Here is a 16404-nt window from a genome sequence, read left to right on the forward strand (position 1 = left end):
TCAGACCGATCTGGAAGTCATAGGCACTGCCGTTGCCGCCGACATGGGCGTTGACGGAATACAGGTCATCAACGGTAATGCCCTCCCCGAACACCAGCCGGTCGTTTTCCTGGTAGTTGGTGGAGTACTCGCTGATGGTGTCGTTGCCTTCGCCACCCCGGAACACATAGTCGTCGCTCGCCCCGGACCCGTCGAAGTGATCGTCCCCGTCGGTGCCCAGTGTTGCGACGCGGAATGCGTTGCGGTCCAGAACCGTGCCGTCGGAGAAGACAAACTCGTTGATATGGTATCGACCGGCATTGCCACCGTTGTCGCCATCGTCGAGGATGGTGATGGTGCCGTCGCCCGCCTTCAGACCGATCTGGAAGTCATAGGCACTGCCGTTGCCGCCGACATGGGCGTTGACGGAATACAGGTCATCAACGGTAATGCCCTCCCCGAATACCAGCCGGTCGTTTTCCTGGTAGTTGGCGCTGCTGGTAACAATCTGATCATTGCCTAGTCCCGCGCTAAAATGGAAGATATCATTGGTGCTGGTCTCTACAAAGATGTCATCGGCCTCAGATCCTCGGAACAGCTCAACCCGAACATCCTGTAGATTCAGTGCGCTGCCATCTGCGAAAGAAATGGCCTCGATCAGATAATCTTGGTCGGTGTCAAAATAGCTATTGATTGTAACGGTAGCCCCGTCATTCAAAGTAATGACCAGATCATTGGCCACTTGGGCAAAGGTCACATCTTCGAAGTTCACATCGGAGAAGTGTAATGTATCAAATCCGTTTTGCGAACCTGGTCCATAGTCCGAGATGACGTCTGACCCATCACCCAGACGATAAATATAGGTATCTGAACCGCTTCCGCTGTTTAACGTATCGTTTCCTGTACCACCGACAATTATGTTTCCGTCGTCGCCACCATTGATAGTGTCATCACCAGCGGCTCCCAGATAATAGGTTGCACCATCATTGCTCAGGATGTCGTTGGTCTCGGTTCCTGTGACAACTTCGTAGTCACCATATTGCACTATTCCAATGACCAGGGGCGCTTCAACGTCGAGCCCTGCGTCCACTGCTGCCACGTAAAGAAGCGAGTTGTATTCTGCCTGGTTTTCGCTGAGGTCGTGCCGTAACAAGTCCATGACCGCGATAGCGCTGGTGACTGTCAGTGAGCCGCTGTCGATTGAACCTTGCAGACCGGAAAGGACTTCAGATAGGTCGCCGCTTAGTTCCCTCGCTCCTGAGAAAAGAGTGGCCAAACTTTCGAACGGGTGGTCATCGAAGCTTGTTTGGAACGCAGCAAGTGTGTCGGCTTCATAGGAGTCAAGGAAGGCTTTTGACATCGCTGATTGGGCTATAAATCTCCCTGCAAGACTCTGCATCGTTTGATCAAAATACTCTCCTAATTCTTGGCCTGCATTGACGCGTGGATCTGATCCACCATACTGATCTAAGTAGGTAGAACCGTGCATCTTTTCGAGAAAAGCAAGTTCGCGAGCATCAACATACTCACCTCGACTGTCGGCAGCTACGTCAGCCACACCGGCCCAATTCAGGATAAACTCTGGAAAATCTGCGATGAACTGCGCAACGTCTCCGGTTGCTAATATGTCAATGAGCTCAATGGCCTCTAAGCGTAGAGATTCGTCTTCTGAAAATGAAACCCATGTAGAAGCAATTTGACCGTATCCCCACAGCAATGGAAGGGCGAGGGCAGTCGAATTAAATTCAAAATCATCTCCAAGTATCTGGTAGGATTGGGTTGTGTCATTCTGAAAATGAATATCCTCAATCAAGCCGGATGTGCCATCTGAGAATGTCACTGAGCTTCTATCTGAAACTAAATGCTCCAAGTTCGTTTCGTTCACTTCAACCGCATTCAGTGAAATTGAAGAAATACCCGCTTCGTCCAGGGATTGCAGCTCCCCGTTATCAGAATTTCCGTCTTGATTGAAATCGCGCCAGATCTTCAGTTCAGAAAATTGGGCGTCATTGGCATCAATCAACCCGTCATTATTAGTGTCAAGCTGAGCAAGCTGCAGAAAACCGTTGTCAAATCCCGTCGCATTTCCAAAAAGCTCCGAGTTGTCGTCAATCTGGCCGTTGCCATTGATATCCATCGCGAGGAGACCATCATCAGGATTGACCCATCCTGTGCGCTCGGCGAATCCGTCAACATTCAGATCAAAGAAAGTATTGGAGCCATTCAATGATGTTAGTTCAATTCCGTCCCCATCTAGGTCAATAACAAGAGGAGAAGTGGGAGGGCAGTCGAACGGATTGATTTTGTTCCAAATGTACCCCGACCCCGCTACTAGAGCGGCAGTTATCGCAGCGGCAAAGTTATCCAAATGGCCAGTTGCGCGCCCAGCAAAACCTATTACTCCACCTACAGCAGCGGGCCCGACAATGTTATCCATTATGCCCTGTCCGAGGTCCCGCTGTGTACCTGTCAGTACATCTCTCATAGTGTCTTGGGCGTGTTGGCCCAAATCTTCTAGCGGGATTACCTCCGGGTTTTGGTCGGGTGCCGGTGTTTGGTTGGAATCGTTATGACAGGACATGATTATATTTCTCTCAATTGTTTAGTGTCTATTGTTCTGAAATGTAGCGAGCCCAGTGCTTAAAAATAGAACCGGCTCAATCTGCCGTTTCTACAACAGGTTTTTCATATTATCGAAGGACCAGACGTGTTCTAAGTATTTGATGTAATTATCTATTTTACGATCCAAATGTTCCTGTGAGTGAGGGCTCTGGGAAGCATCAACGTCAACACCAGCAGAATCTATGATATCACCCAAATGCACTGCCGCGTGTCCGCCGCCGAATTCGAGATATTCGTCAAATGAAGCCCTTGCCTGTTCCTTCTGCCCCGCCAGGGCGAAGCCTATTGCCTTGAAGACGAGTTCTTCGTTCGATTCAGCGGATGCGTTTGTGTTGATCTTTTCAAGAAGCTGCCTTGATAAACTTTTGTTGTTCACTGTTTCGCTGGCCAGTTGCCGTCCAAGTTTTGTGATCAGATCCTGCCCTCTTTGATCTTCACCAGAAGCAAAATAGACCATTGCCGGAAAGAGATACTTATCAATTTCATGTGGTTTTAGGTCGGCTAGTGTGGAAAAAGCGCTAAGCGCCTTGGGCATATCCTTTGTATGGTACAAGTGCAGAAGGCCAAGCGTTCGGTGGGCCGAGTAGTGGTCGGGCCAAAGTTCGAGATGTCGCTGTAAGCGGTCAGTCGCGGCATCATATTGTTCTAGCTTAATTAAAATTGCTATCTCGTACTGGCTTGCGTACTTATCGTCAGGTTTTTTTCTGAGTAACTCGCGATAGTCGCCAAGCGATCTTTCGAGATCGCCTCTCTTAAAATTGAATCGCGCAATTCTAGCGAGCGTATTTGGATCATCAGGCGCTAACCTTCGCGCATTCGCGATGTCTGATAGAACTTCACTTTCACTGCTGAGCGCATCGTTGATGTATGCACGATACACCCATGGAAGTGGGTTATGTGGCTCAAGCCTGATAGATTCACTGACATCAGACAGAGCACGGTCAAGATTGCCCCCACGCTTGTTTGCCCAAGCACGCTTCAAATTTAAGGAAGCTATTCTGGCCGGTGAAGCGTTCTCAGCCAGCATAAGTTGTGTGCAAGCATCAATTACAACATTCGGATCAGCACTATCATCCATACAGAGAGCGTTGAGAGCCTCGAACGTATGCGACTGATCATTATTGGAAAACTGTAGATAAGATGCCCAACCAACTGAAAATGTGGCTACTACAATTGCAATGGCGCGGATACCAGTACGTAAACTTAATTTTAGTTGCATGTTCAAAGGAAAATCTACTTCTAGGTGTGCTTGTGCACATTGCTGAAAGTGCCTGGGCTTTGTCAATTACTAGTTTCTTCACATCGCGATTCCTGAAGATCTTCTTGCGGCGGCTCAGCCACGGCGGTTTTGTTGTACGAGTGCGTTAAGGGCTTCACTGTGTGAATCCAGTAGGGTAGCGACGGTACATGAGCAGTTGGGGCAGCTCACAACGTGGGAGATCTGCGCGAGATAATCGCAGGCGCGTTGAAAAGCAGATCAAGGATAGCCCATTAGCGTAATTATTTTGTCAAAAACGGTCGTTATTGTCCAAGCCCCATGCACCCCCCAGGATCAACCGCTTAGCTAGGACAAAAACCCCCGGCAAAACCTTTGCAGTTTTGGCAGGTTTTTGTCTGGGTTGAGGAGGGGCGTCCGCTACCATCGGTCAATGTCTGCTTACGGTAACGCTGCGATGCAGCATTGAACCGCACACTCAGCGTCCGGTTGGGGCCGTCCTCGTGATCAGCTATTGGCGGGGCAGGGGGCTTTGCTGCAACAGCACCGAGGTCAGCAAGGAGCCCAACCTTGCCTTTTCTAGTTCGTGCTGCGCGCGCTCGCAGCAGGAAGATGGTGCCATCGCATTAAACCTGGTGCCGTGTCACAGCGGAAAAACCGGTCGTTAATGCAAGCTCTGATCCAACCTTGGGGCGCCTATCTTCTTCTCTCTCGTTGAAGAGTGAATTAAAGATTGATCGATTTATGTATTGTCTTTGCCCATGTGGTTGCAAACACATAAGCCTGTCAAATACAGCTACCGGCTCCACACAAGCGGCAGCAGATCGCCCACAATAGGTTCGCCCTCTTTCATGCCATGAGCCTGCCAGTATTCAGTCTGTGCGTCGGTCCAACTGCCTCGTTTTTCAAACGCTGCATTCCCGTGGGCAAAGCGCATTGTCAGACGGTTGACGGTACGTTCAGGCGGTACGGGATTGGGCGCGCCATGTAACGCATGGGAATCGAAGATCAGGCAATCACCGGGGTCCAGATCAAATTCCAGCACGTCATAATCAGCCAGATTTTCAGTAAAGTCCGGTGTGGGCTCATAGGGTTCTTGCAGTGCGGCCTTTTGTCCGGTGCCGGCAAAGCTGAGAGGCATGAATTTGCGCCCCCATTTGTGAGAACCTTTGAGAAAAACCACGCCCTCACCCTCACGCACCGGCTCAAGTCCCATCCACAGCACACACCATTCGCCGCTGACATCGAAATACGGGTTGTCCTGGTGCCAGGGCGCTCGGTTCACCGCGCCGGCCTCGCGCACCAACCAATTGTCAGTCACGAGTGCAACTGAACTGGCCTCCATAGCTTCGCCTGCAAGTTCCGCCGCTGGAGAATTGAAAATGAAATTCTTCATGTGGGCATTTTCGCGCCAGATCCACATATCCGTGCAATAGGTGCCCGGTTTGGTGTCTTTGGAATAATCCAGATACATCGGCCCCGGATTGGCGCGACCAAATTCAATCGAACTTCGAACTTCGTCCAGCCATTCCTGCGAAAATGCGTTTTTGATCCGAATCACGCCATCGTTTTGATAAGCGGCTATGTGCTCTTGGGTCAGCATTGTGTGCCTTTCGGTTCGTGTCATCACTTTATGACAAGGTTTTCAGGTGTTGTGGCGGTCAGCACTTCGGCACCATCTTCGGTGAGGATGACCGTGTTCGAGATGAAATAGTCGACGACATCAGTGTTCGTGAACCAACTGTGGGCGTGGAACACCATGCCGACCTCCAGCGTGCGTTCTGACCCGGGGAAGAGGCTGGTTACCATGGACCCACCTGTCCAACTGGGCGGGAATCCGATGCCTACCATATAGCCGCAATGGTGCCGTTCGTAGTCCGCCAATCCGGCGCTTGCCGCGACCTCACGCCAGGCGGCATATGCGTCCCCGGCCTTACCGCCCACTTTCAAAGCACCGCAGATTGCCTTCATGCCGTCCATGGCCAACTCTGCCGATTTCTCGGCCCCTTCCGGCGCGCTGCCGACATACACCAGTCGGCCCATGGGTGCTTGGTATTTGCGGTAGGATGCGGCGTTTTCCAGAAACACCGCATCGCCATTGCGGAAGGTTTCCCCGCGCCAGGTCGTATGCTCTTCCCCCAGACGTGTCGTTGGGCGAATGAACGGGCCAAAGCCGGTCGGCTCGCTACCCGCCAGTGTCGAGGCGCGCATGTACTCAGCGGCAATCTCATAATCTGTCGCGCCGTCGCGGATCAGGTCAATGCAAGCGCTCATGCCGACATCTGCGGCCTTGGCGGCCCTGCGTGTGTATTCGATTTCCAGTGGGGATTTTGCCTGTCGCAGGTTGTCGACCAGACCGGACCCGTCCGCCCATTCCACGCCCTCCGCCTTTGCCAATATTCCTTCGGCATGATGCAGGTGCAAGAACAGGCTGCGCCGTTCGAGCGCGACGCGACCACCGGAAAGCCGCAAGTCTTTCATCGCTTGCACGACGTAATCAGAAAGCTCTTCGTGATCCTGATGACCGTAGAACCGGGCGTTTCTCACCTGATTGTCAAACGTGATCTTTTCCATTGCCCGGCAAACGAGCGCCATCTCGCCATCTCGGTTCACAACGAGAACATGAGCCGCAAAGAACCCCCAGTGGTCCATGCCGGTCAGATAATAGATGTTTTCGGGAGATGCGATCACAACCCCGTCGAGGTCCTGCTCGGCCAAGGCGGCCTTTACCCGGTTGATTCGACGGTCCAGCTCGTCTTTGGGGAACGGGGCATGTTCGATCATCTGTAACTCCGCACTAAAGTTGAATTCTCAGTATTGACTGATAAGGTATACCATTAATCAGTCAAGGATATTTTATAGCAACTAAAATCGCCGATCATCGCACTTATTGCGTTTGTGTTACCGCAGATTTCATTTTAAGGTATACCAATAAGCTATGAATCGGAAAAACAACTCAGGGAGAGTTCAATGAGCCGGATACTAAGAACTACCATTATCGCCGCCACAACGATTGTGGGTGTCGCGACATCGGCGCTGGCGGGTCCACTCATGGACCGTATCGAAAGTGGTGAGACCATTCGGATTGGTTTCTCTAATGAAGTGCCATGGGCTTACCCCGGTGACAATGATGCACCACTTGGATTTGCAAACGTACACACGCTGGGTGTCCTGAAGGCGATGGGCTACGACAACATCGAGCCAGTCGTGACAGATTGGGGTGGATTGATCCCGGGCCTCAAAGCCAATCGTTTTGATATCATCACGGGCGGCATGTACATTCTTGAAGCTCGGTGTGAGAGCATTGATTTCTCCGAACCGATGGGGATTTTCGGCGACGCTTTCGTGGTTCCTGCGGGCAACCCGAAAAACATAACCTCTTATGCTGACATCAAGGATCAGGGGGCCACGATGGTCACCGGTGCCGGTTACAACACGGTCGAGGCGGCCAAACGCGAAGGCGTGGAAGCCGGGCAGATCCTCGAAGTGCCGGGACCAACCGAGATACTTGCCGCAATGCGTGTTGGTCGCGCTGATGCAGGCGCAGTAACATTCTTCACCGGGAAAAATCTGGCGGCCCAATCTGATGGTGAGCTTGAGGTCACCGATCCCAACGCGTTGCCCGAATGGACCCAGAACTGGGTTGGTATCGGATTCCGTCCGGAAGACAGCGACTTTCTTGAGGCTTTCAACGCCGCCCAGGCGGATTACCTTGGTTCCGAAGAGATGCTCGCGGCCGTCGCGCCATTCGAATACACCAAACTGCAGGTTCCGGATCCAAGCGTGAAAACCGAATGGATTTGCCAGAACCGCTGACGGTATTCCTTTAGCAGGCGGGTCAGGTTCGGCCCGCCTTTTACGTCCGCCATCCGGGATACGTCATGTCATATTGGGAATTCCTCGCCCAGAACGCACCGCGGTATCTGGACGGAACGCTCGTCACGATCGCGCAATTTTTCTTGTCGGCCATGCTTGCCATCCTGCTCGCGCTGACCGCAGGGTTGATGAAACTGTCACGCAATGTCGCCGTGCGCTGGACGGCCGGGGTTTACATTGAAATCTTCCGGGGCACGTCTCTTCTTATCCAGCTCTACTGGATCTTCTTTGTCCTGCCGCTGTTCGGATTGACGCTGGACAAGTTCTATGCCGGTTTCGTCGCCGTCGGGCTGAACCTTGGGGCTTATGGTGCCGAGCTCGTTCGCGGCGGCATTCAGTCGGTCCCCAAAGGGCAGTGGGAAGCGGCCTATGCGATTTCGATGTCCCCGGCCAAACGGATGTATCGCATCATCCTGCCACAAGCGCTTTTGAACATGCTGCCGCCATGGGGCAACCTGATGATCGAGTTGCTGAAGGCAACCGCGCTGGTGTCGCTGATCTCCGTCACCGACCTGATGTTTGAAGCCAAGCAGATAAACGGGTCGACCTTCCTGTCCGCGCAAGCCTTTGGGACGGCGCTGATCATCTACTATTTCCTTGCGCGGCTGATCGTGACCCCGTTCATGCGATGGCTCGAACGCTTCATGGCGAGCAAGTTGGGAAGGGCTTAGGCCATGTTTGACTGGCGTTGGGATTTTGCCTTTGAAATTCTCCCCCGGCTTTTGCAGGCGACGCTGAACACGCTGGCCGCTGCGGGTGTCGGCTATGGAATCGCAGTGGTACTGGGGCTGGTTTTTGCACTTGCGCAACGGACGCCTTCGCGCATCGTCACAATGGTAGTGCGGGAATGCGTCGAATTCATCCGCTCTACCCCTTTGGTGCTGCAGATTTTCTTTGTGTTCTTTGTCGGCCCGCAATTCGGGATACGCCTCAGTCCCTGGGTGGCGGGGATGATCGCGATCGGGCTGCATTATTCGGCGTACCTGTCCGAGGTTTATCGCGGCGGCCTCGATTCCGTGCCTAAAGGACAGTGGGAGGCTTGTACCGCACTGAACCTGAGCACTACCAAGACCTATTTCCGCGTTATCATTCCCCAGGCCCTGCCGCCCTCAATGGCCGGGATGGGCAATTACCTGGTTGGGATATTCAAGGACACACCGATGCTGTCGGTTATCGGCGTGGCCGAACTGATGCAGGCGGCGAATGCCATCGGTGGGTCAACTTACAGGTACTTGGAACCCTATACCATGGTCGGGATCATCTTCCTGGCGATTTCACTGCCCGCAGCCGGGTTGATCAAACTCTTTGAGGCCTGGGTGCGCAAGAAACTGGGAATGAACTGATGGAAGATATGTCTCAATACCCTACGGAGTTGAGTGGGCCCGACGTGCCAATGGTGCGGTTCATGAACGTGACCAAGAGCTATGGGGCACTTACCGTTCTGGACAGTTTGGACCTGGATGTTTCGGTGGGTGAGATGGTCACCGTGATCGGCCCGTCCGGTTCGGGCAAAACAACCGTTCTGCGCATGCTGATGACGCTGGAGACCATCAATGGTGGTGTGATCTATGTCGACGGCAAACCGCTTACGCATATGGAAAAGAACGGGGTTCTGGTGCGGGCCGACGCGAAATACCTGCGCCGGGCCCGGTCCTCAATCGGCATGTGTTTCCAGCATTTCAACCTGTTCCCGCACATGACTGCCATTCAGAACTGCATGGAAGGGCCTGTGCAGGTGCTGGGTTTGCCAAAGGCCGAGGCCCGAGACCGCTCCGAAGAGTTACTGTCTATGGTCGGCATGATCGACAAGAAGGATCAGCATCCGTCACGCCTGTCAGGCGGTCAGCAGCAACGTGTCGCTATCGCCCGGGCGCTGGCCATGCGCCCCAAGGTGATGCTGTTTGACGAAGTCACCTCGGCGCTGGATCCCGAGGTGATCGGCGAGGTGACCGGTGTCATCCGCAAACTGGTGGCCGAGCATAACCTCACAATGTTGATGGTGACACACCAGATGGGATTTGCGCGTGATATCTCGGACCGGGTCTGTTTCTTCTATCAGGGGAAAATCGAAGAACAGGGTGCCCCTGAAAGCCTGTTCGGCAATCCCCAACGCGAACGGACGCAACAATTCCTGTCCGCCGTGAAGGCGGCGGATTGAGTATGCGATCACACCTGCCACAAGAAGACCCGTTACTCAGGAAAGGCGCGCTATGAGGATTGGAGTTGCCGGTATCGGTGCCGTTGGCGCCGAGGTTGCGCGGTCATTGGATCGTGGCGATGTTCCCAGATGCGGGTTGAGCGGCATAGCGGCGCGCACGGTCGAGAAAGCAGCCGCGTTGAATGAAACTCTGAGACAGCCGGTGCCCGTGCTCGACTTCACCGCTTTGGCGGAGGCAAGCGATTGCGTTGTCGAGGCGTTGCCGCCTGCGTTGTTCGGTGATTTGGCCGCACCCGTGTTGCGGGCGGGCAAGCACCTGATCGTCCTTTCGGCAAGTCAGCTTCTTGGCCGGGATGACCTGATCTCGCTTGCGGACAAGAGCGGAGGCCGCATCCTTGTCGCATCAGGGGCGATGCTGGGGCTGGACGCGTTGAATGCGGCGAACGTCGGGAATATCCATACAGTCAAGATTGTTACCCGCAAACCAGTCGATGGCTTGGTGAAGGCGCCGTTTGTTGCGCGGTCAGGGATTGATTTGACCGCGTCACGTGAGCCGATGCAGGTCATTGCGGGCAGTGTCACCGAAGTGGCACGCGAGTTTCCCGCCAACGTGAATGTCGCGGCAGCGATCAGCCTGGCAGGGCTTGGCCCGGACAGGACCCACATGGAGGTCTGGGCTGATCCATCCCTGACGCGAAACACGCATTCGGTAGAGGTAACGTCCGACAGCTCGGATTTCACAATGTCCATTCAGGGCCGTCCGAGCGCTGAAAACCCTGCCACCGGTATCATTACCGCCCGAAGCGTGATTGCCCTGTTGCGGCGTTTCCATGCAACCTTGCAAGTAGGGACGTGACCCCATGTTGACTTTCGACATGATTGCGCAAGCAGCCGAGCGGCTACGGGATGTCGTGATCCGAACCCCGTTGCTGGAATCTCCTCTGCTGAACAACGCGCTTGGGTTCCGGTTGCTGATCAAATCGGAATGCCTGCAAAAGACCGGCTCGTTCAAAATTCGCGGGGCCTACAACAAGATTGCGTCGCTGGACGGAGGACAGCGCAAGGCGGGGGTCGTGGCCTATTCCTCCGGCAACCACGCGCAAGGTGTCGCCGCAGCGGCCAACGCGATGGGGGTTGCGGCAAAAATCGTGATGCCCTCCGATGCGCCCCGCATAAAGCTGGACAACACCGCCCAGTGGGGGGCCGAGGTTATCACCTATGACCGACAGACGGGTGACCGGGCCGAAATCGCCCGGGACATCGCTGAAAAAACCGGCGCAACGCTGGTGCCACCTTATGACGACTACCACCTGATGGCCGGGCAAGGCACAGCCGGGCTGGAAATTGCTGAGCAGTTGGACGCTCTTGGCGCGCAAGCGGACAGGGTCATTTGCCCGGTCGGAGGCGGTGGGCTGATCGCCGGGTTGTCCACGGCCATGCTTGCGCGCCATGCGGACACTGAAATCTGGGCGGCTGAACCCCGAAATTTCGACGACACCAAGCGCTCATTGGCGGCGGGAACGGCCCTGTCGATTGAGCCGGGTCACAGCTCGATTTGCGACTCGATCGTGACAGCGCGACCCGGGAAGTTGACCTTTCCAATCAACCTGAAAACCCTGTCTGGTGGCTATTCCGTCAACGAGCCAGACGTTGTCGCCGCAATGCGGGTTCTGTTCACTGAGCACAAGGTTGTTGCCGAACCCGGCGGCGCGGTGTCTGTGGCCGCCGCCTTGTCGAACAATGACGCCTTGCAAGGGCAGACCATCGTTGCTCTGGTATCGGGCGGCAACGTCGATATGGACAGTTTTCTTGGGTGGATGGCACAAGTTGGCGATTACCCGCGACAGATAGTGAGCAGCGCATGACCAAAAATGATATTTATCTCGAAATGCGCAGGCGTATCTGCCTTCTTGATTATCAGCCTGGTACGCGTCTGAACGAACGGGAACTGGCAGCGGAATTCGGCATCAGCCGCACACCGATGCGGGACGTGCTGCGAAAGCTTGAACACAACGGCCTGATCTCCAGCCAGCACGGGCATGGCACCATCGTTACATCGGTCGATCTGAAATCCATGCGCGATATCTATATCGTGCGCATGCGGCTCATGGATGCGATGGGCGATTCCACTCCGGCCCCTCGGAACCCGGCCAGACTGGACGAAATGCGCGACCTGGAAGCGCGGTGCGATGCTATGCTGCACAATCACGACAAACGCGAATTCGCTCGGGTGCTTCTGCGCCTGCACAAAATCCTGCATGAACTGACCACCAACGCTGTGCTTGAGGACATCAACGACACATTGTTCTATCAGTCCGCGCGCTTTTGGTTCCTGTTGCTGGATCGCGTCGATATGCGCGTCCAAGTCGAGGATTTGAAGGATGAGATCCGAATGTTGCGCCGCAGTCTGGAGATCGGCGATGTCAAGCTGACGGCCTCGATTCACAAAACCTATCTCAGGGTGGTCGTGTCGCGCCTGGATGCCATCCAAGAGGAAGGCGGCACATTGTTCGAAACTGGTCCATCCAAGACAGAGAAAGAAACGACATGACAGAAAAAGCTGTACACTCCTTGCTGTTCATTTCCATGTTGGGCGAAAATGAACTTTTCAACCCCGATCACTTTGGAAGCTTATGTTCATCCGGCCAGGAAAAAGACTGGATCGTGGACTGGTTTGGCCCCGTGGCGCAGGAAACGGGTTTTTCACTATCCGGCGTCGACATTTGTCGCGGTGACGCACTGCCTGCAGTGGATGAAATCGACTGTGTCATCCTCGGCGGCACGATGCATGTGGTTACGGAGGATCGTCCCTGGCTGCACGCGCTTTATGCCTGGCTACGCCGGTATCGTGAGGCAGGGAAACCACTGCTCGGCATTTGTGGCGGACACCAACTGGTGTCGACACAGTTCGAGGATGGAATACTTGATGGCCGCGCCGGAGGGACACTTGCCGGAACCTATGAGATTGAGCTGACAGACCTTGGGCGCCAGCACCCCCTGTTTGAAGGCCTGTCCACATCCCCCCGTTTCAACTTCGCCAACTATCTGCATGTGATTCCGTCAGAAGCGCAGAAAGCAAAGGTACTGGCCCGCATCGGTGAAAGTAGTGCTATCTGCATCGACCATGGCAACCACTGGTACACAACACAGTTCCATCCGGAGTCCCGCCGAACTGTCTGGTCCTGCATGTATGAACAGACCGAACCAGAGCATGTCGGGAACTATTCGGATGATCAGGATGGCGCTGGTTTGATGCGAAACTTCATGAAAATTGCCGCGAAAGAGTTGAATGAACAGCGTCCAGTTATGTTGAGCCAATAGATTCAAAACGGAATCCGAACTCGAAACCAACCAAAGCTTCCCCTGGGGTGCCAAAGGCTTGAAACCGCATCGCTACCTGCCAGAAGCTGGTTTCATATAACCAAAAAAACTTGGGGAGAGAACTTGCATGCGCATTGGCTTCATCGGAACCGGACGCATTACTGAGGCTTGTGTTAGGGGCCTCGTTGGACAAGGTCATCAAATTCTGGTTACCGAGCGTAACCGTCAAATTGCCAATAAGCTTGCCAGCAACCACACCGATGTCTGCATTTCCTCGGTGCAAGGCGTTGTCGATGGTTCAGATACTGTTTGTCTGGCGTTGATGGATGATGTTGCCAGCGAAGTTCTGAGAGAGGTTACTTTTCGCGAAAATCAAAGCGTGATCTCATTCATGCTCGGGGTGAATCTCGGTCAACTTCGCATTCTCTGCGCACCCGTAACCGACATCTGCATCACTATTCCTTTACCGATGATCGCGACTGGAGGTTGTCCGCTTCCTGTATATCCCGCCAGTCCAGCGCTGGACGCTTTGTTTGGACGCAGCAACCTGTTAATTGAGGTGGCCAATGAAGCCGCTTTAACTCCGCATTTCGGAGCAACTGCTATGCTTTCAACAATATTGTCACAGCTCGCTGTGGCGGCCGAATGGTTAGGTGAGCACACTGGGTCAAACAATGGCGCCGAAACCTATTTGCTCAGTCTGATGGCGGGCACCTTTTCGAGCCTGCCAAAAGACGGAAATGACCGGATCGACGAAGCGCTTGGCTCCCTCGCGACAGAGGGTGGACTGAATGCGCAGCTTAGAACGCATATGCAGGACGCTGGTGCAGAGCGCTCATTGGATGAAGGACTTCATGCTCTAAGCCGCCGGTTAAAACTGTAATTCTCGTGGATACAGTGACGCTGATGCCAAGAGCGGCGGCATAGCCAATGCACCTCAAGCCCGGTGACAGCATCATCTAAAGAAGTAGCACCTGCCAACCTTCAACAACGAATACGGCCAGCTGGCCTAGCAATGTGCGGCAGAGAACAGGGAATTTTAGGGCATGCTGCGTGGTCTATTGCTGTTTGCAGAATGGGTCCAAAGCCTATGAGCGATGACCGCTTCGGTGATTTAGGTTGCGACGCCGCAACACCCCCGCTTTTTGTGTGAACGAATGCTGCATCAGCAATGGCTTCGATTGCACAAGTCCGGTTTATCCCGCGTCTGGATTGTAGGACCCGGCTGCGGCGAAAGTACGGTTTCCGTCTGGGTGAAATCTGAGCCAGCGAACGACCGCTCTGGCGACTTGGATACAACGCAGCGAAAGGTACGCCGCACTTGCGAACAGATGCTGCGTTAACGATAGCCGCAAAAGCAAACGGCCGGTCTGTCCCGCACAGTGTGAGTTAGGTTTGAACAGGATTTTGCGCTTGCAGCGAATGACCGCAAAGCGGGCTGCGACCGCAGAACCTTGCCTGGGTGTTCTATGTCCGGAATGGGCCGCCTGCGTGAACCGTTATTGGCAGGGCAGGGACCCTTTCTGCATCGGCCCCGAGGTCCTTTGTGAGCCCAAAGCGGACTGAAATGTGCTCACCAAAAATGAAGTGCGGCGATAGACATTCTCTTGAGCGGTCTAACCCATCACTAAATGCATTCACCGCCATCGATAACCAAGGCTTGCCCCGTCATAAAAGCGGATTCATCTGAAGCTAAATAGACGATCCCATGGCCAATCTCTTCAACTGTCGCCCACCGACTCATAGGGATCGCCTGCTCGATGTAGCTTTCCAGTTTGGCACGGCCACCCATCTGCTTTTCGAAGCCTGCATTGAAGGGGGTGTCTACAAATCCTGGACAAAGGGCATTGAAACGGATTGCATGGACAGCGTAGTCGGCTGCCATCTGCCGGACCATCGCAACAGCTGCGTGCTTTGTAGTCGCATAGGCGATCATGCCCCGGTCGTATTGAACCCCAGAATTGGAGGCCGTGACGATCACGCTGCCTCCACCTTGTGATTTCATATGGGGGACGGCTGCGCGCGCGGCAATGAAGTGAGCGCGGACATTCAATGCCCAAGAAGCATCCATTCCATCTGGTTCCACTTCTTCCAGCGTTCCTTCGATCTGCAACCCAGCATGAGAGTGCAACACGTCAAGCCGACCGAAGTTTTTTACTGCTTCGTCTATGGCTTTGGTAAGGGCATCGTCATCGGTCACATCAAGCTGTATGGCAGATGCTTGATTCCCCTGCGCAACGATCGCGGCCACAGTGGCTTCAGCAAGTGTTGCATCGCGATCCGTTACCACAACATGCGCACCCTCTTGTGCCATTGCCATTGAACCCGCCCGACCAATTCCTGATCCCGCGCCCGTCACGAGCGCGACTTTACCTGCAAGCCGCATTTCACTTGGCTCCTTTATTTAACTATTCGATTTTGAGGCGCCTCGGCGCAAAAGCAGTTGCGCTGCAACGAGCAACAAGAGCGACGCGCCCATAACCATAGTGCCGATGGCATTGATCTCGGGCGTTACGCCGCGCCGGATGGATGAGAATATGTAGATAGGCAGGGTTGTTTCTGAGCCAGCTACGAAGAACGCTATGATGAAATCATCAAATGAGAAAGTGAAGCTGAGCAGGAAGCCCGCCAAAATTGCCGGTGCTATCAACGGCAGGGTCACCTGCCGAAAGGTGCCCCAGGGCGTCGCAAAGAGGTCAGCCGATGCTTCCATGAGGGCACGGTCCATACCCGATAGCCTTGCACGTACGATGATTATGACCAGCGCCATTGTGAACATGGTGTGTGCGGCGACAAGCGTGGGCATCCCCATGGAAAGTTGCGGGGGATTTGCTCCATCGGGCCATAGGCTCGCAAGAAGCGGGTTTAGCCAGCCAAATACGGTGACCAGGGCAATGAGTGTCGCGATACCGATGACGATACCTGGTATCATTATCGCAACATAAATCATCGCATCGAATAAAGTTCGGAGCCATCCCTTAACCCCTTGTAAAGCGATGGCCGCCATGGTTCCGAGTGTGGATGCGAGGCAAGCAGTTATGAATGCCGCAAGCAGACTGGTCTCGAGCGCGTCCATAACAAATGGGTTGTTGAGCGCTTTGCCATACCATCGGGTCGAGAACCCCATGAACTGGCTTGCGTGTCGTCCGGCATTAAAGCTGAAAAGCGCGATGATGCCGATTGGAATATAGAGAAAAAGGTAGACGCAAATCGCGTATAAGCGCATCGGACC

The 16404-nt window shown here is 54.1% G+C and carries 15 protein-coding genes; 9 read left to right on the forward strand and 6 right to left on the reverse strand.

Annotation, left to right across the window (positions count from 1 at the left end; genetic code table 11):
- The 4 genes from ACR0EK_RS18170 to ACR0EK_RS18185 all read right to left on the reverse strand — a co-directional run.
- A partial coding sequence (locus ACR0EK_RS18170) for a calcium-binding protein (RefSeq protein ID WP_480968008.1) occupies positions 1-2416 on the reverse strand: 2416 nt, incomplete at its 3' end.
- 234 nt (positions 2417-2650) lie between these two features.
- Positions 2651-3886, reverse strand: a complete 1236-nt coding sequence (locus ACR0EK_RS18175; protein WP_480968009.1) for a tetratricopeptide repeat protein — start codon at positions 3884-3886, stop codon at positions 2651-2653.
- A gap of 727 nt (positions 3887-4613) precedes the next feature.
- Positions 4614-5420 (reverse strand): phytanoyl-CoA dioxygenase family protein, encoded by an 807-nt coding sequence (locus ACR0EK_RS18180; RefSeq protein WP_480968010.1) that lies wholly within the window; start codon positions 5418-5420, stop codon positions 4614-4616.
- 23 nt (positions 5421-5443) lie between these two features.
- Positions 5444-6601 (reverse strand): M24 family metallopeptidase, encoded by a 1158-nt coding sequence (locus tag ACR0EK_RS18185; protein WP_480968011.1) that lies wholly within the window; start codon positions 6599-6601, stop codon positions 5444-5446.
- Positions 6602-6787: 186 nt separating this feature from the next.
- On the opposite strand from ACR0EK_RS18185, the gene ACR0EK_RS18190 reads away from it, so the two are divergent.
- The 9 genes from ACR0EK_RS18190 to ACR0EK_RS18230 all read left to right on the forward strand — a co-directional run bounded on the left by ACR0EK_RS18190 (position 6788) and on the right by ACR0EK_RS18230 (position 14055).
- Positions 6788-7633, forward strand: coding sequence for a transporter substrate-binding domain-containing protein (locus ACR0EK_RS18190; protein ID WP_480968012.1), 846 nt, complete (start codon positions 6788-6790; stop codon positions 7631-7633).
- Positions 7634-7698: 65 nt separating this feature from the next.
- Positions 7699-8364, forward strand: coding sequence for an ectoine/hydroxyectoine ABC transporter permease subunit EhuC (gene ehuC, locus ACR0EK_RS18195; protein WP_480968013.1), 666 nt, complete (start codon positions 7699-7701; stop codon positions 8362-8364).
- A gap of 3 nt (positions 8365-8367) precedes the next feature.
- Positions 8368-9036, forward strand: coding sequence for an ectoine/hydroxyectoine ABC transporter permease subunit EhuD (gene ehuD / locus ACR0EK_RS18200; protein WP_480968014.1), 669 nt, complete (start codon positions 8368-8370; stop codon positions 9034-9036).
- On the forward strand, positions 9036-9851 hold the full coding sequence (ehuA, locus tag ACR0EK_RS18205; RefSeq protein ID WP_480968015.1) for an ectoine/hydroxyectoine ABC transporter ATP-binding protein EhuA: 816 nt from the start codon (positions 9036-9038) through the stop codon (positions 9849-9851). The genes ehuD and ehuA overlap by 1 nt, the downstream gene beginning before the upstream one ends.
- 52 nt (positions 9852-9903) lie before the next feature.
- Complete coding sequence (locus ACR0EK_RS18210; RefSeq protein ID WP_480968016.1) at positions 9904-10707, forward strand: aspartate dehydrogenase; 804 nt, start codon at positions 9904-9906, stop codon at positions 10705-10707.
- 4 nt (positions 10708-10711) lie between these two features.
- Entirely contained in the window at positions 10712-11716 is a 1005-nt protein-coding gene (locus ACR0EK_RS18215; protein ID WP_480968017.1) for a threonine ammonia-lyase, read from the forward strand.
- Positions 11713-12402, forward strand: a complete 690-nt coding sequence (locus ACR0EK_RS18220) for a GntR family transcriptional regulator (protein ID WP_480968018.1) — start codon at positions 11713-11715, stop codon at positions 12400-12402. Before ACR0EK_RS18215 ends, ACR0EK_RS18220 begins: the two co-directional genes overlap by 4 nt.
- Positions 12399-13172: a type 1 glutamine amidotransferase gene (locus ACR0EK_RS18225; protein WP_480968019.1), complete on the forward strand. Its 774-nt coding sequence runs from the start codon at positions 12399-12401 to the stop codon at positions 13170-13172. The genes ACR0EK_RS18220 and ACR0EK_RS18225 overlap by 4 nt, the downstream gene beginning before the upstream one ends.
- Before the next feature lie 127 nt (positions 13173-13299).
- Positions 13300-14055: an NAD(P)-binding domain-containing protein gene (locus tag ACR0EK_RS18230; protein ID WP_480968020.1), complete on the forward strand. Its 756-nt coding sequence runs from the start codon at positions 13300-13302 to the stop codon at positions 14053-14055.
- Positions 14056-14799: 744 nt separating this feature from the next.
- Here ACR0EK_RS18230 and ACR0EK_RS18235 read toward each other — a convergent pair.
- On the reverse strand, positions 14800-15558 hold the full coding sequence (locus tag ACR0EK_RS18235; protein ID WP_170463241.1) for an SDR family NAD(P)-dependent oxidoreductase: 759 nt from the start codon (positions 15556-15558) through the stop codon (positions 14800-14802).
- 18 nt (positions 15559-15576) lie between these two features.
- Positions 15577-16398: an ABC transporter permease gene (locus tag ACR0EK_RS18240; protein WP_480898931.1), complete on the reverse strand. Its 822-nt coding sequence runs from the start codon at positions 16396-16398 to the stop codon at positions 15577-15579.
- Positions 16399-16404: the final 6 nt, after the last annotated feature.

The organism is Ruegeria sp. AE4 (assembly GCF_056542185.1).